Genomic DNA, 20,588 nt, shown 5'->3' on the forward strand with positions numbered 1-20,588 from the left:
AAAAGCCCTGAACCACAATGATTTCATTGCAATTCAGGGCTTTCAAGTTTCAGTTATAATAAAGATCAAACCAGCGATCAAAATAATCTACTAAGGTAATATCGTGAAGATCAGTATTGACCTTATCCAGTTCTCTTTGTAAATTGTCCGCTTCAGCCAGCGCTTGCCGTTTCAGTTTGAAACAACCGGCGCTTTTTTGGTGGCGTTTGCCGTCTTTAGTCTGGTACTCAGCGATACCATAGTATCCATTTTTCGCTTTCTTTGCGTAACTCATAGATAAAACCTCTTTCCATCACGCTTACCGGCGGGGATGAATGAGGTTAGCTGATAAGGGAGCAACCCCATAGGCTTACACGGGTGGTATACCTGGGTAATGGTTAATATTGTAAAATAAAACTATGATAAGCAATTATTTCTGATAGTGAGGAATACTAATGACTAAAAAACCTTTTTCTGATAAGCGATGGAATGATCATTCTTTAAAAGGAGTTATTTTTGATGATTCTCATGTCACTCCTGAATAAGAAAAAAAGACGCGAGAGTTTCATAAATTGTTTAAAGAAGGCATTTGCTAAACAATTAAAAGAAAAACATTCACATCAATAAGGGATAGCTAAACGGCTATCCTTTTTTGTTTGGTTAGGCCATCCCCTGAATTGCCCCACCGTGAGAGCCTATAAAGCTAGTTTATTAACGTTTGATATGGATTTGGCCTAATTTGAGCTGGGTTCCGTTAAGAATATCAACAATCTGTTTGTAGGCTTGTTCATCCATATCTTTCCGAACATGAGTATCACCAGCATTGGTTACCATAAGCGATGAATCTTGGGAAACTGGTGTTGACTTTTGAACCAGAAAAGCATTATCAACATCGTTTAACAACTCATGTATCTTTTCTTGAATACAATTGATAGTTCCCGTAGTTGTTGTGGGAACATGACCATCTAGACTTTGAACAGCATAACTAATTTGACGCTGAATATCTTCATCTTTATCAATTCGACCAGTCTTAATCAAACGCTGAACCTCAGTTTTAAGCTGGTCAACAGAATATCCAGTAGCTTCCGCCCATTCTTGCCACCCTATTTTGTCGTTTGAGTGGCCAGACAAGTAGAATTGAGGAACATTTAACGACCAGGCCAACAGTTCCCATTCATGTTTAGAGGGCTGATAATTGCCATTCTCAATGTTCTCAATGGTTTGGGCGCTGATATGCTTTTCTTTATGATCAAATACTGATAGCTTATCGGCTTCCTGATTGTAAGCGTCCGCTACTTGCTGAATCAACAAGTGTTTAGCATTGCGAATACTTCGTAAACGGCTACTATCTTTGCCGGGTTCATCAGAAACACCAGTAATATAGGAAACAGATACATTAAATATATCGGCTAATTTCTCCCAGGTGCTGAGTTTGGGTTCTCTAGAGCCTTGTTCATAACGGCTAATTGTTCCATTAGCAACGCCTAATTCATCGGCTAGTTGCTGAATGGTCAAATGTTTTTCTTTTCTGAGTTCCGCAATTCGATTGCGGGGCTTTTTTTGTTTAGTAGACATATTTCGCACCCCTTTAGCAACTTCATTATAACTAAAGAGTTTCCTTTTTGGAAGAAAATAATTGATATTTCCGTTTTGGAAGAATATAATTATTCCAAAATGGAAGAAAAAAAGGGGGGGGTGATGAAATGGAAATTTTTACGGTAAAGCAACAACGTAAATTATTAACAGTTAAAGGGTTGAATCATTTAACCCGTGATGATTTAGCTAAAGAAATCGGCGTTTCCTTACCAACCATGAGCAAGTTAATTAATGATTCCACACCGTTAGCGGTACAAAATTCAATTTACCAACGTGTAAATCATTGGTTAAACAACGTAGAAACCGTAACAGACGAATAAGGAAGATGGATTCAATGAACGTTTCTGTAAATCTACCGCCAGAGTTGCAACAGGCTACACAAGAGATGGTTCAAAGTGCAATTGAAACGGCGGTAGCGCAAGCTCTGAAGAAAAATGCTTACCGTCCTTATATGACGCAACAGGAAGCCTGTAAGTATCTTCACGTAGCACCAAGCACTTTTAACCGATGGATTAGGAATTACAAAATTCCAGTCGTTCAGATTGAGGGCGTTAAGCGTTACAAAAAGGATAGTCTAGATCGCTTCATGGAACAGATTGAACAATAAACTAGCTTACCGGCGGGGAGTTCCATGATTGATCGCAGTTCATACAAGAAATTAATCCTGAATGACATTCAAGAGAAATTAGACTATCTCAAAAAGCATATTGATGATGACCTCAAGGGCCGGGAACTCACTAAGTTTGAGAAACGTACTTTCAAGATGTTCAACGATATACACGAATTGAACAACGTTCTTTATTGGGAAGCGCTGGATAGGAACAATCAGACCGATACCCGGGAGCTTTAGCTTGCTTGGTGTAAAAGAAAAGGGCTTATATCAAACCCGCTTTGCACACAGTAGTTTGACATAGCCCTGCAATACAGCCGTTTACGGCCTATTTCTATTATACCAAGTCCTATCAATAAAAAAGGACTGAAATAAATGAAGATTGAACAAATTAACTTAACAACGAAAGATCGGCAAGGACTGCTTGCCATGCTGAATCAGTTGCCACCAACTACGGACAAGCAACAACTGTTTGCCCGTCAATTCATCAAAGACCTATGCAAGGTTAAGAATCACCCGGTGGCAACTATATTAGCACAACAGTTTCTTGCCTTATTGTGAGGTGATTCAATGGATTTTCCAGAAGAAATGAAGAATGATCGGCGCTGGGTTGCCTGGTTCTATGAGAAGAACCCTCAGCATCCTAACAGTGTCCATAGTCGTAAGAAAGTACCATGCAACCTAAATAGTTATATGTGTAGAGGTTCAGCGTCCACCATTGACCCGCAGACCTGGGCAACATATCAACAGGCCATAACTACACAGAACTATGCTGATACTCACCCTAAACGAGTTAAGGTAACGCATTATGGCGGCCCTGGTTTCATTATTGATGATGGCTGGGGTTTCCTAGACCTGGACAACATCCCCACTGTGATAGCTAACCATAACCTAGGTGAACGTAACCAGATTGACGACATATTAGACCTACTGGACCATACTTATTGTGAGGCTAGTCAATCGCAAAGCGGGTTACATTTCATTTTTAAAGTTGATGATACTGTTGAAGCATTTAATAAGCATCCTGAGCAAAGCAGCCGGGAACTATACACTAGCAAACGCTTAGTAGCCCTAACCGGCAATGTATTAGACCCTGAAGAGCCTTTAAAGATTACTACCATTGACCAGGAAACCTGGAAACAACTTAATATTCTGGTTTTTGGCAAGTATGCCCCACCTATCAAGGTTGATGATTCATTCAGTGATACAGAGCTATCACACGGGGTATTAAGCGCCCAGGGCAAGCAGATAATGTATTTAATTCTGAGAGGTTCAGACGCTGACCAGTTCAATTGGTGGTGTACGGCTGATTTACCAGACATCAGCACGAAAGAAAGCGGGAAAAAGTTTCCTGATTGGAATGGTGAATTAATCTACTATGACCCGTCCAGGCAAGACATGGCCTGTTGTTGCATGCTTGCCTACTGGGTTCGCTACTACGTTGGTGAGTATGACAGTAAGTTAATTGATGAGATATACAAACAGACAAACCTGTATCGTCCTAAATGGAACAGGAACGATGGCGCTGGGACATACGGTCAACGAACTATCAGCCGGGCAATTGCTTACAAACAAGGCCAACGGGATCGAAAAATTGAACAGTATAAGGGAATGATAGTACATGGTGAAGAATGATGAGGATAAGATGCCCACAGTAGAAGAATTACAACAAGACACATTCAAAGTTAAGTATGGAATTGGTCAAGATTTCAATAGTGAATTAGAAGTATTAATTTGTGACACTTACCACGTTTCTGACATTACTACACTATTTAAAGCTAACTTACAGCTAAAACCATTCAATACCACCTACGCATTAACCACGAAACCATCAAGCATCAGTAAGGAAGAAAAGGAAAAACTTAGCGCCGCTGGAATTACTGACCATATAAACTGTTGGAAAAAACTTTTTAATTATTTTCTACCTAGATGGCTATTTCTATACGTGAATAAGTCAAAAAAAGCCCTTGATATTGGTGTAGACTGGGCCGAATACATGAAAGAGTATTTTCAAGCCTACCCTATTGAAACCTTTTCACAGTTAGAAAGTGGAATTGAGTACAAAGAGCCTTTAGGTGCCTGGAAACGGCTCAATAACAAGGAAATGTTCAACGTATTCAATAAGCAATTAATTAAGACGCTAGGCCGCTGGGGTATCCGTCAATCGCATACACTAAACGCCGGTATCACACAAACCAGGAACCTAGCTAAGGCATATACCTTAAACCGGCGGGCCAATACCCCTGAAGAACTAGTAACTCCCTACCTGGTGGCATTCAGAAACGGGACTTACAACTTCAGAACTAATGAATTACAGGCCCACAATAAGAACGATTACTTGCTGAACTTGCATGATTATATCGTTGACCTAAATCACCCCCATGCACCTAACACAGACAAGCTACTGAATGAAATGGTAGGAGACGCAGCAACCTTTTTAAAAGAGTTCATTGGCTTCTGTTTCTACCCTAATCACAGCACTTTTCAAGATTTTGTCTTGTTACACGGTGCAAGTGGAGAGGGTAAATCTACTCTATTGAATTTCATCAAGGAATACCTAATCGGCCCTGATAACTTTTCCGCTTTAGACCCGCAAACCATGGGTGACAGAAACAACCGCTTTGCTACTAGTGATTTATATAGTAAGGAACTAAATGTTGTTCCCGACATTTCAGACAAGTTAATTCAAGACGTAAGCGCATTGAAAGGCTTAGTTGGTGGTGACTCAATCAGAGCTGAGTTTAAAGGTCAATCATCATTTACTTTCGTTAGCCGGGCTAAAAATATTTGGTCTGCTAACCACTTGCCAGACTTGCGTTCTAGTGATGCTAACAGTGCATTAGCAGACCGGGCCAATGTTATTAAGTTCATCAATGGTGATACTCGTAAAAGTTCTAATCATTTTTGGCAACATCATGACATGGAAAAGGTTAAAGCAGAACGACCACAGTTTGTGGGTGAATGCCTGGAGTTGTTCCATAAGGTATTAAAGCGACACCAGCAAGGACTAGGGCGCGACAGTTGGACAAGGCCCACATCAATCAAACAAGCTACTAATGAATGGCTTAAACATAATGACCCGGTAGCTGAATGGCTGGAAAACGTTAAAGAAAATAACCCGTCCTTATTCCAAGATGGTTATTTCAAAAAAGATGATGCCTATTCTGATTATCGTTTTTGGTGTAATGCTGAGGGCCGAACCATTATGAGTAAGAAAAAATTAGGCGACAAATTATGTTCTGATTATGGTTTTGAAAATAAGAAAGTTTACACATCAAACGGCCAACATCTTCATTCTTGGGTCAATAAAGAGCTTAAAAACGAATGGAACAAGATTATTAATGACTGGAGCAAAACCAGGCCAACAATCAACATTGGATAAAAAATGGGACATTGTCCCACTCGTGTCCCAGTTTTGTCCCACGCTTATCCGTTGGGGCTGTAAGGTTTGTCCCACGTGTCCCACTTTCTACGTTACTTGGCGTTATAAATTGAAAAAGTAAATAAGCCAGCAGATTGTTAAATATAAAAAGAGTATAGGTTCAATAGTGGGACAAATGGGACGATTCTTAGAACGCGTAAGGGTTTGAATGGGACATCATTGGGACAACACTGGGACATTGTCCCATTTTGATTTACCCCACCTGTGAGAGCTATCAAAGCTACCACAGAGGTGAGGAATTAGGGAGATGGACATATGAACAGAGATACAACATTAAAAGCTGCTGCTGAGTTGGTGGCCAGAAATGCTGAATTAAATAACGAGATTACTGGCTTAGCATTTTACGGCAATCAACTAATGAGACTAATTACTGAACATAATAAGAAACAACTGAAAGAGCTGAGTTATAAATACGATCAGTTATTGAAAAAGTGTAAGGCTGATATTAAGCAGACTGATAAGGCCATTAGACAACACCTTGATGACCTTGATATACCAACATCTGGGGATGATATATCAGACTTATCAGCTATCTTAATTACGTTACATATCACCGATGAGGAAGCCAGACAATACCATTTAATTAGAGGGTGAAGAGTTGAGTGTACTATTTAAGTTTCAATCAGTTGATGAGAAAGCCACCGCTGCTAATGTACGGCAATTCTTTAAACAAGACGTTGACGAACTGGAGCAATTGGCCGGCGATTCACTAGGTGGCTTGTATCATTCACCATCGTTTGACAGTACACCATCACACACTAACCATCTGAATAGCACAGAGATGCAAGTAATTAAGGCCATTGATGCTAGGAAAGAACTAGGCTTAATTGTCCAGACGATGAAAGAATGTACTGGAGTTGGTAAGACTATCCTAGTCAACAAGTACATCAATCACCTACCAATGTTCAAAATAGAACAGGCCATTGGTTATAGTTCTACGCAAACCAAGACAAAGCAACGCGCCGCATTGATTGAGTTTGCTAACCACTACGCAGCACATGGACGAGATTTAAGAATAATGAAATGAGGTAAATTTACCTTATGATAAAGACACAGACAAAATTAATTACTGGTTATGAGAACGGCGATACCTTAGACAAAGAAATCAATTCATGGATCAATCAACATCCTGACTACTATGTTTACGATATTAAGTTCACTCATACCGCTACTCATGACAATAACGAACGAGATTTTTATGATGATATGCAATACTTCAGTGCATTGCTACTCTACAAAGTTGCTGACTAAGTAACAAGGTGGACAAAAGTGGACAATTCGCAGTTTTTCACCCCGCCCTACGGTTCCGGTTGTGGAGAGCAGCACACAGTACCATCATTCTTCACATGGGCACTATTTTTCAAAGTTTCACCCCTAGGGGGCTAACCTGATACACGGGCCTTTCTAAGACGCTTAGCAGTGTATTCATGCCCGTTTTAGCTTGTGAAGTTAAAGCAATATGGTGGCCTGAGAGTATTCCAAAAAGTCCCGAAAACAGGAAAAAACTGGAAACGATTGTCCACCTTACCAACTAGGCAAAACTTTGTACACCCCCTCCCCCAAAAACAATTTTTCTGTCGCTGGCCATTAGTTGTGTGGCATTAACTATGGTGCTTATTTTTAAGATATGCCGGGCGGGGGCTGAAAAACTTAGCATTTCTTAGTGTTGCCATCTACCTAACAAAAACTAACCTAGACCGTTGCCAGTACTTGGTAGCGGCCTTTTTGTATTCACATTACCAGACATCCCCGAACAGGCTAAAAGCTGATACGTAGCACCTTATGGCGTTTTACGATAACCCGATTTAGTGAATTATTGTGAACCAGCCCCACCACTGTGAGAGCCAATAAAGAGCAAGAACCGGGCCTTTTTGCACTTACTTGAATACATGGCAAACACACGTACAACGGGCCTTAGAACCACCTGAAGCGATTAACTTATTGCTTCATCGTACAGCCTACGAAAATCTACACTAAAATGCCGGTATAAGGGCAAAAGAAAACAACAAAACTCAACATTGAAGCCGATCTTTTACCTTAGGTTTTATCATCCCCACAGAACCTTAGAAAACCTGTGATTAAATCGCATGGTAGAGCCTTTTAGTGTCATCAATTGTCATCATGAACCTACGAAAACCTACGTTTTTCCACCATATTGTTGCGAACACAAAATAAAGGCTCTTTGTCAATCAGTAAGGATGAAGAGATTTTGGAGAACTAGACTAAGCTACTTTGGCTTTTGGTCTAGTTCTTCTTTTTTGATAATTCACGAATCATGAGATTAGAAGTCTTCAACGAAATAAGAATCCTAATCCGAAAATGGAAGAAGTTGCGATAGCCATATGCGGTCCGTTTGATTATCTTGATTTTATTATTGCCAAACAATAAAGGGGCCAAGGCTCAAACTTAGCCCCTTTACCATTCAATAATATTTTTACTTCCGGAATTTCCGGGTATTTTCCGCCAAATGAACCAGGTTCCGTAAGAAGTCATGCGTGCTGGCTTCATAATTATACTTCTTACCTAACTGATAGATATAACCGTTGATGTAATCGACCTCAGTTGGCCGGTCCTTGGACATATCCTGGTACATTGATGGATAGTGCAACGGATTAGTTACCGAACTAACGTACTTAATTGTCTGCCATTCCTCTTCACGGGTACTCAATAATTGAATTCCTGCCCGTTCAGCAACATCATATGCTTCATTAATCAGCTGTTTGCCGAGCTTCTCGGAACCATCGTAATCAATAAACTGCCCCATTTGAATTTCAAACAACGTACAGATAGTATTGATTACGGAGTTGAAGACAACCTTCGTTAATAATGTCCCCAGAAAATTATTATTTAAGTGCGGATTAATGTTAGCTGCAGTAAAGTCGGCCACGATTTGCTTAACCCGATCATCTGCCTTCTCTGTCTGGGCTGCCATATTAATCGAACCGGCGCCGGACTTTCCAATAAAGTCGACATCCCCCGCCTTATTTAACACTGTCCCAATTAGACAGGTTCCGGCCACGACATGTTCCTTGGGGAAGTATTGGTTAATCTTTTCAATATGTCCCATCCCGTTCATTCCAGAAAAGACATATTGATGATCAGGATGGAAGAAGTGAGCACTCCGCTTCAGAAGATCTGCCAGGGTCATCTGCTTAGCAAAGACAATGAAGACATCGGGATCTCCTTGGTAATCCTCCGGCGAATAAATCTTAATTGGTACCAAGTGGCGATTCTCATGGTCCCGAGAAACATATACACCGCCTTGTTGTTGAATTGTTTTTACTTCTGGTGCCCAATTATCAACAAAATCAACTTTGGCTCCTGATAGTTCTTGAAGCAGTACCCCAAAACGAAGGCCCATTGCCCCTGCACCTAATACTGTATACTTCAATGTCATTTGAATTTCCTCCTTAAATCAATCAAACAAATGTAACTTAGCGATTCGAGCGACCGCTTCTTTCAGCCGTGCCGGTTCAATCAGCAAACCAATCCGGACATATCCTTCACCATATTTACCGAATCCATTTCCGGGTGCCACCGCAACACCGGCTTTATCTAATAACAAGTCGGCAAAGGATTCACTTGTATACCCAGCCGGTACCGGCATCCACGCGTAAAAGGTCCCCTTCGGTACAAAGGCGTGCCAGCCAATTTTCTCTGCAGCATCAACAAAGGCATTCCGTCGTTCCTCGTAACGACCAACAATTTTAGCAATTTCAGCATCCCGTTGTGAACCTTGAAGGGCATCGATTGCTGCTCGTTGCAATGCAGGAAAAAGACTGACAAAGAGGTGATCTTGAATAAGGTTTAAGGCACCAATAATATCCTGGTTACCGACAGCAAAAGCAATCCGCCAACCGGCCATGTTAAAGGTCTTTGAGAAGGTGTAGAATTCGATTCCCACCTCCTTAGCTCCTGGTGTCTGCATGAAGCTCCGTGGTGCTTGCCCATCAAAGCCAAGTACTCCATAGGCAAAGTCACTAATAATACCAACGTGATACTTCTTAGCCCAGCTTACTAGCTCTTCATAAAATTTCTTTGTTGCTACCGCACCTGTTGGGTTGTTCGGGTAATTAAGGTAGAAAAACTTCGCCCGTTGAGCAACCGCTTCTGGGATTGCCTTAAGATCAGGCAAAAAGTTATTCTTAGCAAGTAGCGGAACGGTTTCAAACTTAACGCCACCTAAAGCAGCACCAGAAAAATAATCCGGATATCCAGGATCAGGCAATAAGTAAGTATCACCAGGATTCATTAATGCCCAAGGAAGCTCAACCAGGCCAATTTTCGATCCTCCTAGGATAGCCGCTTCTTTTTCCGGATCAAAATGAGCTCCGTACTTTTCTGCATAAAAATCAGCAGCCGCCTGCTTAAATTCAGGTAATCCTTGAAAGGGCGAGTACTTATGAGTGGCTGGATCGGCAACCCATTTTTGAGTTGCCTTAACAATGTACTCCGGCGTAGGCTTATCCGGATTCCCTTGTCCTAGATTAATCACATCAACCCCTGATTCAATCTTGTGGTTAACCTTGGCAACCAAACTGGCAAAGAATTGCTTCGGTAATCGACCTAATAACTTTGATTGTTGAAATTCCATTTTGCTTTCTCCCTTCTTTACTATTTGTATAAATCTGGGCGCCGATCAACGAAAACAGGGATTGCACCTCGAACCGTTGCTAACTGAGTAAGATCTAATTCAGCGTAAGTAATCCCATCATTTTCGCCCGCATCAGCAATTACATTCCCCAATGGATCAATTGCAAGTGAATGACCATTATAATGATTATCTGGATCATCCCCGACCCGATTAACAGCGACCACAAAGGCTTGATTTTCAATTGCTCGAGCTTTTAGCATCGTCGTCCACTGAGGGATCCGAACTGCTGGCCATTCAGCAGGAAAATAAAGGACTGCCGAGCCGTGACGGGCTACCGTCCGGATCCATTCAGGGAAGCGAAGATCATAGCAAATGAAACTCGCACTCGGCACTCCCACTGAACGAAAGTAATTTTCTTGATTACCAGCCGTTAAATATCGATGTTCATTCATTAACCGGAAGAGGTGAACCTTATCGTACTTACCAACAACTTGGCCAAGTGGATCAACGATTAATGTTCGGTTATAGAAGTGTCCACCTTCCTTAACCGCCACCGATCCACCAACAATGCTAATTTGGTATTGTCGTGCTAATCGATAAAATAATTTTGTGGTAGTCCGACCACCATCATCAGCCAGTCGATCCAACTGATTAAGTGCATAACCGATATTCCACATTTCCGGAAAAACAATTACATCAGCACCAGCCTTAGCCGCAATACTAGTTAGTTCTGCTACCCGTTGCTGGTTTTTATCAGGATCGGCAAATTGGATATTAAATTGTGCCAAAGCTACTTTAATCTTCATTGCATTACCACCTCATCAAATAAAAAAAGCTCCCATCCAACAAGGACGAGAGCTCCCGTTTTACCACCTTAATTTACTGTTACTTCGCAGTAACAGCCTTAACAAGTCATCAACTTAAAGTTATTAACGGAACTTAACCGTCACTGGCTTGCACCTGCTCACCAGTAAAACCATTAGTAGACCATCTTCCTTATCCCCAGTGGCTCCCTTCTCATCAACTGGAAGTTCTCTAAACACTGGGCAATAAGTACTCATCTACTAGTTATATTAAATATTGTTAATCTCATTCTAATCTTTCTGTTATTTTATGTCAAGGCCCTTAATAATGTAGGTTAAATAAACTAACAATTAGGTAAGTCATCCCACTAGCAATCACCGGTCCGGCAGCAACCCCCTTAAAGAGAACAACCCCAAGTCCACCTTGTAACGCCATTGCAATGGCCATTGCTCCTTCAGTAACGGTATCCATTCCGGCACTGATGATCGGAATGTTTAACTTAATGTTATCTGCTAACTTCGTACTAAGATCAACCTCGTTTGGTAAAACGTGGCTTTCTGCAGGAATCAAAAGGACGTCATCAAACGTTAACCCTTTCTTGACAAACTTAGTATCCCAGTTTGACATGTGACTAGACACTCCTTTTTTGATTCCTGAAATGTCAAATTAAGTTAGAAAGAAACTAACTGTGCATCTGTGATATTCTCCATGAATACCTCAATGGGTGTGCGGTAGTGCAGTGACTTCCGTGGAATATTGTTCCGGTATGACATTAGCTGAGTAACTAATTCATCCGGGAGATTACGGAAGTCTTTCTTTTTACTCAGACCATCACGCCGAAGAATACCGTTGGTGTTTTCGTTTAACCCTCGCTGATTAGGCGCACCGACTTCCGCAAAATATGTTTGGATATCGTGCTTATTGGCAATCTCACGCCAGCCCGCGAATTCCTTACCGTTGTCAAAGGTGATGGACTTAAAAAGATGACGAGGCTGTTTTGATAGCCATTGGTCCAAATAATAGTTCACACTCTCGGCCGTTTTGTGATGGACATTCAAAACAATCTCAACTTTTGAAATCCGTTCTACTAGGGTCATCACAGCACCATGGTGAGCTTTCCCTTGAACCGTATCAGCTTCTAAATGACCAAATTCATGTTGGTAATGTGGAAAATCGCGGTAACGTTGGTAAATACTGCGACCAAGATGGCCAGCTTTCCCACGCCGTTCAACGTAGCCGTTTGGGTGACGGTTACCTTTCATTGGTAACTGCTTAACATCAAAGCCATATTGACCACGAGCAAACATGCGATAAAGCGTCCGCATACTACAACTGCTTTTCTTCTCTGACCGACCAATAATGGTATCTGGCGTCCAACCTTGACTAACTTGCTTGGTAATGTAACTTACTTCATCATCAGGTAACGTCATTGGTTTACGACCACAACGGCGCTTATTCCGTTGGTACTGCTTTAAATACTGCGTAATTGTCTTGCCCGTATCCAAGTAACGATAAACTCGATAAATTGTTTCAGCACTACGCTTTAGTGATTTAGCAACTCGATAAGCTCGAGTGTCTTGACGATAAAATTCAGCTATGAGAGTTAATTCACGTGTGGTAAGATGTTTGTAGGTCATTTGTGATTGCCTTTCTTTTGATTAGGGATACTCAAAAGTCTATCACAAATGGCTTTTTTGTTTTGGCCAAAAGCCTAACAAAGCCTAACAAAACTTATACCGCCAACGAACCCTAGGAGAGCCTAGCATTTTATCCAGAAAAAAAGACGGTCCTGAGACCGCCTCTCACAAATCACCATACACATACATTTTAGCATGAAACATCCCCCGCCCCACATTGCTGCCAAGAAAAGCGCACACATTGCCGTTTGCTTGCACACAGACTCTATTTTAAAAATTTTAGGGGGGAGGGGGGTATATCAGACAAACCCCGTTATTAAGGCAAACAGTGGTGTTTAAGAGGATACTTTTGCCGCCGTTTTAGAACAAAAAAGTGGTGAGAATATGTTATTTATCTTTGATGGTAATTGGTGGGGAATAATATTGATAGGTCTGGTATTGTCCTGCTTGATAATCAGTAAGCACTAATTATCCCACTGTGATCGCTCTTTTTTCCGCATAGCAAAACAAAAAGGCCGCTGAAACAGCGACCTTATCCCACCGACAAGCGATTTATTTTTCCGCAATTTTTCCGCAAAACTTGTTTTTAATAGTGTTTTATAGGTTTTCCGCAAAATCAAGAATGCTGATATACCGGCGTTTGTAAGCTATTGGAAACTATGAAAACACAAAAAAATCACCCGCACGGGGATCGAACCCGTAACTCCGCCTTGAGAGGGCGACGTCTTAACCAATTTGACCAGCGGGCAATAACGTACAAGTGAAATTGTACGTTATCCAATACGGTCTTGTCAACGTTTTTTCTAAAAAAAGATCTACTCAAAGGAGAGTTCCAGCAAATAGACATGCTTCTTTGGCAGGTGTGATGTTGTAATCCAGGCGTCGTGGTAGGACTTCGCACTCCCGCCAATCTTTTGGAAGTAATAATCTAACAGGTCACCGTTCTTGGCCACGAACTCGTTGGCCAGGCGGTTAACCATCAAGCGCATGTTGGGAAAGTAAAAGCTGCTGTCCGCAATCTTGAGCTTATCCGAAAATAGGATAAAGACCGTGTTAGTATACCGTGGTTCACAAAGCTTGATCAGCTCCGGATGGTGTTTCAGTTTTGTCAACACATAATAGATAGAATCAGAATTACTAGCCATTTTCTTTCTCCTTACTCGACCTATTGTATCAGGAAACGATAGGCCCGTAAAACGGTATTATTTCCACCACAGCTTAATCAGTGCCTGGGTGCCATCACTGCCTAATCCATCCCCATCTACTAATTCCTCATACAGGCGCTTAGCCTCCTTGGTTGCCGGCAGGTCCAGGTCCATTTTATCCGCCTCTTCCAGCGCAATCCGCAGGTCCTTCAGGAAGTGCTTAGCAAAAAATCCCGGGGTATAATCCCCCCTCAAGACCCGAGGCCCATAGTTACTCAGGCTCCAGTTTGCTGCGGCCCCGCCACCGACGGTTTTAATAACTTCATTTAAGTCCAGACCCGCCTGCTTTGCGTAAACCAGCATCTCGGTCATCCCCGTCATCGTCCCGGCAATCATGATCTGGTTAGCGGCCTTGGTATGTTGTCCACTCCCCGCCGGGCCAAAGTAGTGCCGTGACGCACTGAACTGGTCAAGAACAGGTGCAATCGCGTCAACATCCGCACGCTGACCACCCAGCATTACCGTCAGGGTTCCGTTCTTAGCGCCCACATCACCGCCGGAAACAGGTGCATCAATAACATGGGTCCCCTTCTTTTCACCATCAGTTGCAATCCGCTGGGCAAGTGACGGTCGACTGGTGGTCATATCGACCAGGTACTGACCAGGCTGGGCCACAGCCAGGACCCCAGCTTGGCCATAGTAGACTTCCTCAACGTCCTGGGGAAAGCCTACCATCGTAAAGACGATTTCGTTCCCGGTGGTTGCTGCCGCCGGCGTAGCAGCCCACTTTGCTCCCTGGTCAAGGACCGCCTGGGCATGCGCCTTGGTCCGGTTATAAACCGTTACGTCATTACCATGTTTTAAGAGGTTGTTGATGATTCCGGTCCCCATCACACCAGTACCGATAAAGCCAATCTTCATTTCTCTCAGCCCTTCCTGCTTCTATTTATTTCCTATCATACACCATCCCAAAATTTCCCGGGAAATAAAAAAGCCTTGCCAGGACAATCACTGTCCTCACAAGACTCCACAAATAAAAAAATTGGGCATACTGGTCTCGAACCAGTAAATTATGGATTCAGAGTCCACTGCCTTACCAGTTTGGCGAATGCCCAATTACGTTGCTTAACAACAGTAACTACTATACTAAGAAATACCGAACTAGTCAATAGTTTTTTTAATTTATTTTTTTGCTGCCGCGTATTCTTGCTCCTGCTTAGCAATCCGGGCCTTCGTCTTCGCCACTACAGCCGGCGTTTGCGTGCCGTTCTTCCAGTAAGCAACGTCCGCTTTAATCTGTTCCTGGGTTTCTGGAACATAGTCATGCCGCAGATAGTTGTAGTCTGCGTCCTCATCTTGCTTTTGCCAAACCGCTGCCATGATGAATTGGCTCCGGGTACGTTGCAGGTCAGCAACCGCTGGATCACTGTCGTCAACGGCCCGCACACTAATGACCTTGGCCGTCGCCATCGGTGGTAGAACCGCGTTATCTGGCAGGTACGGCGCTACCGGTACGTTAATCAGTGCGTCAATCATCACTTCCTGCCAGTTTTCCCGTGTTGCCAGGCGGTGCGCTAATCCCGGCTCGACATCGTTCGCTACTAAGTAATCTTTTTCTGGTCCCCAACTTAACTTGACATGAACTTCAAACACGGTTGCCATTGCAAACCCTCCCTTAAAATTCCAGTGATATTATACCGCAGCTTTCACCTCCATGCTGCACCTTTTTTAACTATTTGTAAAAAGCTAAGCAAACCGATAGACTAATTGATAGTTATTTCATAAAATATCAGCATTAAGGAGATGAACACAATCAAGAGGCCACACTTTTTGCTTGTCCTGCTCTACCTGATCCTCTTCACCTGGATCATCAGCATTTACCAGAGTAGTCCCGCTTTTCAAACGGCGTTAAACATTGGTGCCCAGCAGACTGAGGTCTTCATTCAAAATGGCATTAACCGTCTCATGGGCAAAAAGCCAATCGCCGTCACTAAGCCAATTGACCGGGAGAAGGAAAGCAGTACCCCGGTAAACGGCGCCCGGTGGACCCAACCAAGCGCTACCGTCTACGTCGACCTATCAAATCCAGTCCTCCGTAGTGCGACCGAAAGCGCAATTAGCCAGTGGAACCAAACCGGTGCCTTTACCTTCCACCAAACCAATAATAAAAACGAGGCGGACATCGTCGTCGACGCAATTAATGAACAAAACGACGGTGCTGCCGGACTGACCAATACCAAGATGGACGCCACGACCGGTTACATTCTCCATGCAGATGTTAACCTCAACGCCGGCTACCTCCTGAACCCGACCTACGGCTACTCACAGCAGCGGATCATTAATACCGCTGAACACGAACTAGGTCATGCCATCGGGCTCCAGCACTCTGATGCCGCCTCAGTCATGCAGCCAGCGGGCTCCTTCTACTCCATCCAGCCCCGCGATGTACAGGCAGTTAAGAAACTCTACTCCAACCGCCCACAATCACAAGACTCAACACCAAACAATAACGAAACCACTAAGAACTTTCAATAATTAACCGCAGCAGGTCTTTTTTGTGGTCCTGCTGCTTTTTTAGTATGTTAAAATAATATCTGTGTAAAATTTTAGTAGAAAGCGGATTTACAATGAAAAATAAAAAAGTTTTGGGGATTGCAATGGTGATCACCGCCTGTACATTCTGGGGAATCTCCGGCCTGTTTGCCAAGGGAATCTTCAATACGTCCAGTTCGGTGACCTCCCTTTGGCTGACCCAAAGTCGGATGACCGCCGCAGGAATAATTCTGGTCCTGTTTAGTCAGCTTCACGGCGACCATCCCTTCCAGATATTTAAACATCCCCATGATGCCTGGGTTATCTTTTCGTACGGGATCTTTGGCCTTTTGCCGGTCCAGTTCTGTTACTTCATGGTGGTCCAGTACGGAAACGCATCAATTGCTACCATCCTGCAGTTCGTGGGGCCCTTCTTCATCATCGCCTATCAGGCACTTTTTAGGCATATTCCACCACGCCGGATTGAAGTTATCTGTGCGTTAATTGCCTTTCTCGGCGTCCTCACCATCGCCACCCACGGGTACTTCAACCAACTGGCGGTTACGCCGATGATTCTTTTCTGGGGACTCCTCTCCGCGGTTGGGGTCGCCACTAACACCCTAATTCCCCAAAACATGTTGCGGACCAACCGGGTACCTTCGCTAGTCATCACCGGATGGGGACTTCTTTTCTCTGGCATTGTCCTGTTAGCCATTCATCCAGCCCAGCCGCATATTCCTAACATGCCAGTGATTTGGATCTGCTGGCTAGGCGTTCTAATTATTGGGACCCTGATCCCCTTCCAGCTGGCCAACAACGCCCTCAAGTACATTGACGCCACGACATTCAGTCTGATGGACGCCTTCGAACCACTCTCCGCAACGATTGGTTCTGTTCTAATTTTTAACCTCCACATGACTGGTGCGGACGTGATCGGGTCCATTCTCGTCATCGTTGCCGTCCTCGCACTCAACATCCGCATTCCACTCTGGCATGGTAATAAATAAAATACTAACGCCCCGTTGAACATATTTTCGGTTCACCGTGGCGTCTTTGTGTCATTTCTTACCTTCGCGGGTCTTCGTGTCATTTAACAAAAAATCACTCATGTACTGTTGGCGGTACTGGGTTGGTGTCTGACCGACCCGCTTCTTAAAGATCCGCAAGAAATACTTCTCATCGTTAAAGTAGGCCCGGTCAGCGATAACCTTCAATGGCAGATTTGAGTGGAGTAACAGGTTGCAGGCAATCTCAATCTTTTTTTGAATAATCAAGTTGGAGGCGGTCACCCCCGTCTCTTTTTTGATTAGCCGACTGACGTAACGGTAATTCATCCCGAAGTGGTCAGCTAGTTTACGGACAGTCAGTTTCTCATCCAGGTGGTCACTCAACCAGTCGATGATTTCCACAGCCCGCGGGTTAGTCCGGGTTAGGTGATTCAGGCTAGCAATAAAGTCATTGGTGATCTGAAGCATCAACTCGGTGACCACGTAAGAAGGCAGGGCATCTGTATAATAGTTTCCTTTGATCAGGAGGAGGGCCTGGAGGCAGGCAGTATTGATTCGGTTGAATTCACGAACCTGGTACTCTTCCGGAATAATTACGTTATTAACTAGTCGGCTGAGTTGCTGGCGACTGTGGGTCGCCGTCTGAACATCCTGAAAGTCAACTAACTCCCGATCATCCTTAGGCAGAAACTGGAACCAATAGAGGTCAACCTGGGGGCTCTCGCTAATAACCTGAATACTGGTCTGTGGTTCAACAACCAGACAGCTTCCCCGCTTTAGCTGGTGCACCTGCTGATTGGTGATCAGTTGGCACTTTCCGCCTGAACAAACCAGCAACTCATATGCGGCAATACGGTCATCACTTTCGTAGTGGGTCCCCTTCTTCACCGTCAGTTGTCCGGAGGCATAATGGTGAAAGGGACGGTCACTGTTAAATAAGTATACCTGGATATTACTTTTGTCCACTTCCATTACGGGTCACCTCACATCTGTCCACGTCTTTTTACATTTCCCGTGATATTTGTTCACTACCGACCAGCCTTTGACACAAGAGGTCACTTTTTCGACCAGTAAAGCGGTTACATACATTTTCCCAAAATAATATAACAATAAGTGTAAGTTGTTTATGACAACTTAATCGTATCCATTATAACAGATTGACTGAAGGGAAGTATTTGTATGGCAGTTATCGAGAAAAAAGACAATGGTTTGTACTGGGAGCACGCTGCTGAACAGTTACTTATTCAACCCTGGGGCAAGGACAGCCTCCGTTTTCGGGTAACTAAAAAGAGCGGCTTTACTCCTAACCAGGATTGGGCACTTACCTACTCCAAAAACCAGACCGGGACGGCAGACCAAATCACCATTGATGAGGAGGCTAACACCTGCCAGATTAAAAACGGCAATATCACGGCATCAATCAACCGCTTCGGTTGGCTAACGGTCACTAATAGCGACGGCAAGGTGTTGCTGGAAGAAAGGTGGCAGGTCAAGCCCGGCGGTAAAAAGACGAGTCCGTTAGGCATCCCTGGCCGGGAACTGAAGCCCATCATTGGCGGTGACTACCAGGCAACGATGCGTTTTGAGGCCTTCGATGGTGAAAAAATCTACGGAATGGGGCAACGGCAGGAAAAACAACTCAACTACAAGGGCTGCATCCTTGAATTAGCCCAGCGGAACACCCAAGCCACTGTACCATTTGTCCTTTCTAATCGTGGCTATGGATTTTTGTGGAATAACCCGGCTATTGGTCAAGTTACCTTTGCCAATAATGAAACCAAGTGGGAGGCTAAGGATACCGACCAGCTTGACTTCTGGGTAACCACCGCTGATTCACCAGCTAAGATTGTTGAACAATACACTAATGCAACTGGTCGGGTACCAATGATGCCGAAGTTTGCCAGTGGCTTTTGGCAGTGCAAACTCCGCTACAAGTCCCAAGATGAACTGTTGAAGGTTGCTCACGAATATAAGGATAAGGGCCTACCAATCAATGTAATTGTCATCGACTTCTTCCACTGGCCAAACCAAGGTGAATGGAAATTTGATCCTAAGTACTGGCCAAATCCGAAGGCAATGGTCGACGAGTTGAATAAGATGGGGATCAAGCTGATGGTTTCTATCTGGCCAACCGTCGATGTTAACAGTGAAAATTACGACGAAATGAACGACAAGGGTTACTTGGTACGGGCTGAACGGATGTATCAAGATTCCTACCACTTTATGGGCAACGAAACCTTCTTCGATGCTACTAATCCGGATGCCCGGAAGTACATTTGGGATAAGGCCAAGCAGCATTACTATGACAATGGTGTCCGGATGTTCTGGCTTGACGAAGCGGAACCTGAATATGGTTTCCTGTACGACTTTGACCATTTCCGCTACTACCAAGGCCCGGCTCTCAAGTTAAGCAATATTTATCCATTAGACTACGCTAAGGCCTTTTATGAAGGGCAAAAAGCCGCGGGACAAAAGGAGATTGTCAACCTCGTCCGGTGTGTCTGGGCCGGCAGTCAAAAGTATGGTGTTGTCCTATGGTCCGGTGATGTTCACTCCACCTTTGAGTCCCTCCAGAAGCAGGTGGTTGCGGGGCTCAACGCCGGACTCTCCGGTATTTCCTGGTGGACAACCGACATTGGTGGCTTTACCGGTGGAAACGTTAAGGACCCAAAGTTCCACGAGCTTTTAACCCGGTGGTTCCAGTTTGGGACCTTTTGCCCCGTAATGCGCCTGCACGGCTTCCGTGAACCTGCAGAACAAACAATTGAACACGCTGACCGGATGTTTAACCAACCATTCGGCAGTGGAGCCTTTAACGAAATCTACAAGTACCCAAAGGCCACCTACGAAATTCTCCGGAAGTACCTCTTCATGCGGGAAGCAATTCGGCCGTACGTTATGGACCAGATGAAGGCTGCCCATGAGAAGGGAACCCCTGTCATTCGGCCTCTCTTCTACGACTTTGCGAAGGACGATCATACATGGGATGTTTCAGACGAGTACATGTTCGGACCGGACGTCTTAGTTTCACCAATTCTACACGCCGGACAAAGCGAACGTGACGTCTACTTACCAGCTGGCGAGGACTGGATTGATGTTAAAACAAAGAAGACCTACCATGGGGGGCAAACTGTGACCGTACCGTGCCCAATTGACACGATTCCCCTCTTCACCCGTGCCCAACACCCACTAAAGAGTCTGCTCGACTTCACGGTTCCAGCAGAAAAGGACTAGCAGGAGGT

General features: G+C 43.9%; 21 protein-coding genes, 2 tRNA genes and 2 pseudogenes. 11 read left to right on the forward strand and 14 right to left on the reverse strand.

What is annotated here, in order from left to right:
* Positions 1-49: 49 nt before the first annotated feature.
* The gene (locus FD32_RS07810; protein WP_056962160.1) at positions 50-274 is read right to left on the reverse strand and encodes an Arm DNA-binding domain-containing protein; all 225 of its coding nucleotides are present in this window, start codon (positions 272-274) and stop codon (positions 50-52) included.
* A 416-nt stretch (positions 275-690) separates the two neighbouring features.
* A complete protein-coding gene (locus FD32_RS09930; protein WP_082126065.1) occupies positions 691-1,554 on the reverse strand; it encodes a helix-turn-helix transcriptional regulator in 864 nt (287 codons plus the stop codon).
* 128 nt (positions 1,555-1,682) lie between these two features.
* On the opposite strand from FD32_RS09930, the gene FD32_RS07820 reads away from it, so the two are divergent.
* The 8 genes from FD32_RS07820 to FD32_RS07855 all read left to right on the forward strand — a co-directional run bounded on the left by FD32_RS07820 (position 1,683) and on the right by FD32_RS07855 (position 6,654).
* Complete coding sequence (locus FD32_RS07820) at positions 1,683-1,895, forward strand: helix-turn-helix domain-containing protein (RefSeq protein ID WP_047769002.1); 213 nt, start codon at positions 1,683-1,685, stop codon at positions 1,893-1,895.
* Between the two features lie 14 nt (positions 1,896-1,909).
* A complete protein-coding gene (locus FD32_RS07825) occupies positions 1,910-2,182 on the forward strand; it encodes a helix-turn-helix domain-containing protein (protein ID WP_053003057.1) in 273 nt (90 codons plus the stop codon).
* A 24-nt stretch (positions 2,183-2,206) separates the two neighbouring features.
* Complete coding sequence (locus FD32_RS07830; protein WP_047769006.1) at positions 2,207-2,425, forward strand: hypothetical protein; 219 nt, start codon at positions 2,207-2,209, stop codon at positions 2,423-2,425.
* 135 nt (positions 2,426-2,560) lie between these two features.
* Positions 2,561-2,746 (forward strand): hypothetical protein, encoded by a 186-nt coding sequence (locus FD32_RS07835; protein ID WP_047769008.1) that lies wholly within the window; start codon positions 2,561-2,563, stop codon positions 2,744-2,746.
* Between the two features lie 27 nt (positions 2,747-2,773).
* Complete coding sequence (locus tag FD32_RS07840; protein ID WP_152666527.1) at positions 2,774-3,820, forward strand: phage NrS-1 polymerase family protein; 1,047 nt, start codon at positions 2,774-2,776, stop codon at positions 3,818-3,820.
* Positions 3,807-5,567 (forward strand): DNA primase family protein, encoded by a 1,761-nt coding sequence (locus FD32_RS07845; RefSeq protein WP_053003058.1) that lies wholly within the window; start codon positions 3,807-3,809, stop codon positions 5,565-5,567. Before FD32_RS07840 ends, FD32_RS07845 begins: the two co-directional genes overlap by 14 nt.
* 315 nt (positions 5,568-5,882) lie before the next feature.
* Entirely contained in the window at positions 5,883-6,221 is a 339-nt protein-coding gene (locus FD32_RS07850; RefSeq protein ID WP_047769011.1) for a hypothetical protein, read from the forward strand.
* A 4-nt stretch (positions 6,222-6,225) separates the two neighbouring features.
* Positions 6,226-6,654 carry an ArpU family phage packaging/lysis transcriptional regulator gene (locus FD32_RS07855; RefSeq protein WP_056962161.1) on the forward strand — a complete coding sequence of 143 codons (429 nt, stop codon included), beginning with the start codon at positions 6,226-6,228 and terminating at the stop codon, positions 6,652-6,654.
* 1,217 nt (positions 6,655-7,871) lie between these two features.
* Here the strand turns inward: FD32_RS07855 and FD32_RS10045 are convergent.
* From FD32_RS10045 to FD32_RS07910, 11 genes and pseudogenes are all read right to left on the reverse strand, one after another.
* Positions 7,872-8,003, reverse strand: a pseudogene (locus FD32_RS10045) (transposase); the annotation flags it as partial.
* A gap of 58 nt (positions 8,004-8,061) precedes the next feature.
* On the reverse strand, positions 8,062-9,024 hold the full coding sequence (locus FD32_RS07865) for a ketopantoate reductase family protein (RefSeq protein ID WP_047767540.1): 963 nt from the start codon (positions 9,022-9,024) through the stop codon (positions 8,062-8,064).
* Positions 9,025-9,042: 18 nt separating this feature from the next.
* The gene (locus FD32_RS07870) at positions 9,043-10,221 is read right to left on the reverse strand and encodes a pyridoxal phosphate-dependent aminotransferase (protein WP_056962162.1); all 1,179 of its coding nucleotides are present in this window, start codon (positions 10,219-10,221) and stop codon (positions 9,043-9,045) included.
* A gap of 20 nt (positions 10,222-10,241) precedes the next feature.
* A complete protein-coding gene (locus tag FD32_RS07875; protein ID WP_047768141.1) occupies positions 10,242-11,027 on the reverse strand; it encodes a carbon-nitrogen family hydrolase in 786 nt (261 codons plus the stop codon).
* Between the two features lie 403 nt (positions 11,028-11,430).
* Positions 11,431-11,652 (reverse strand): annotated as a pseudogene (locus tag FD32_RS07880) (IMP dehydrogenase); the annotation flags it as partial.
* A gap of 44 nt (positions 11,653-11,696) precedes the next feature.
* Entirely contained in the window at positions 11,697-12,662 is a 966-nt protein-coding gene (locus FD32_RS07885; protein WP_047768133.1) for an IS30 family transposase, read from the reverse strand.
* A gap of 676 nt (positions 12,663-13,338) precedes the next feature.
* Positions 13,339-13,411 (reverse strand) — tRNA-Glu (locus FD32_RS07890).
* A gap of 66 nt (positions 13,412-13,477) precedes the next feature.
* Positions 13,478-13,807 (reverse strand): hypothetical protein, encoded by a 330-nt coding sequence (locus FD32_RS07895; protein ID WP_047768127.1) that lies wholly within the window; start codon positions 13,805-13,807, stop codon positions 13,478-13,480.
* Between the two features lie 57 nt (positions 13,808-13,864).
* Positions 13,865-14,728: an NAD(P)-dependent oxidoreductase gene (locus FD32_RS07900; protein ID WP_047768125.1), complete on the reverse strand. Its 864-nt coding sequence runs from the start codon at positions 14,726-14,728 to the stop codon at positions 13,865-13,867.
* A 121-nt stretch (positions 14,729-14,849) separates the two neighbouring features.
* Positions 14,850-14,922: transfer RNA gene (locus FD32_RS07905), tRNA-Gln, on the reverse strand.
* A gap of 67 nt (positions 14,923-14,989) precedes the next feature.
* Entirely contained in the window at positions 14,990-15,469 is a 480-nt protein-coding gene (locus FD32_RS07910; RefSeq protein WP_047768123.1) for a DUF7679 family protein, read from the reverse strand.
* Positions 15,470-15,637: 168 nt separating this feature from the next.
* Between FD32_RS07910 and FD32_RS07915 the strand changes: the two genes are divergently transcribed.
* A complete protein-coding gene (locus FD32_RS07915; RefSeq protein ID WP_420323851.1) occupies positions 15,638-16,342 on the forward strand; it encodes a matrixin family metalloprotease in 705 nt (234 codons plus the stop codon).
* A gap of 92 nt (positions 16,343-16,434) precedes the next feature.
* Positions 16,435-17,346 carry an EamA family transporter gene (locus FD32_RS07920; protein WP_047768121.1) on the forward strand — a complete coding sequence of 304 codons (912 nt, stop codon included), beginning with the start codon at positions 16,435-16,437 and terminating at the stop codon, positions 17,344-17,346.
* Positions 17,347-17,397: 51 nt separating this feature from the next.
* Here the strand turns inward: FD32_RS07920 and FD32_RS07925 are convergent, their stop codons facing one another.
* On the reverse strand, positions 17,398-18,318 hold the full coding sequence (locus FD32_RS07925) for an AraC family transcriptional regulator (protein ID WP_082126041.1): 921 nt from the start codon (positions 18,316-18,318) through the stop codon (positions 17,398-17,400).
* A gap of 207 nt (positions 18,319-18,525) precedes the next feature.
* On the opposite strand from FD32_RS07925, the gene FD32_RS07930 reads away from it, so the two are divergent.
* On the forward strand, positions 18,526-20,580 hold the full coding sequence (locus FD32_RS07930) for a glycoside hydrolase family 31 protein (protein WP_047768119.1): 2,055 nt from the start codon (positions 18,526-18,528) through the stop codon (positions 20,578-20,580).
* Positions 20,581-20,588: the final 8 nt, after the last annotated feature.

Origin of the sequence: Limosilactobacillus panis DSM 6035, from assembly GCF_001435935.1 — a bacterium.
Lineage (GTDB): Bacteria > Bacillota > Bacilli > Lactobacillales > Lactobacillaceae > Limosilactobacillus > Limosilactobacillus panis.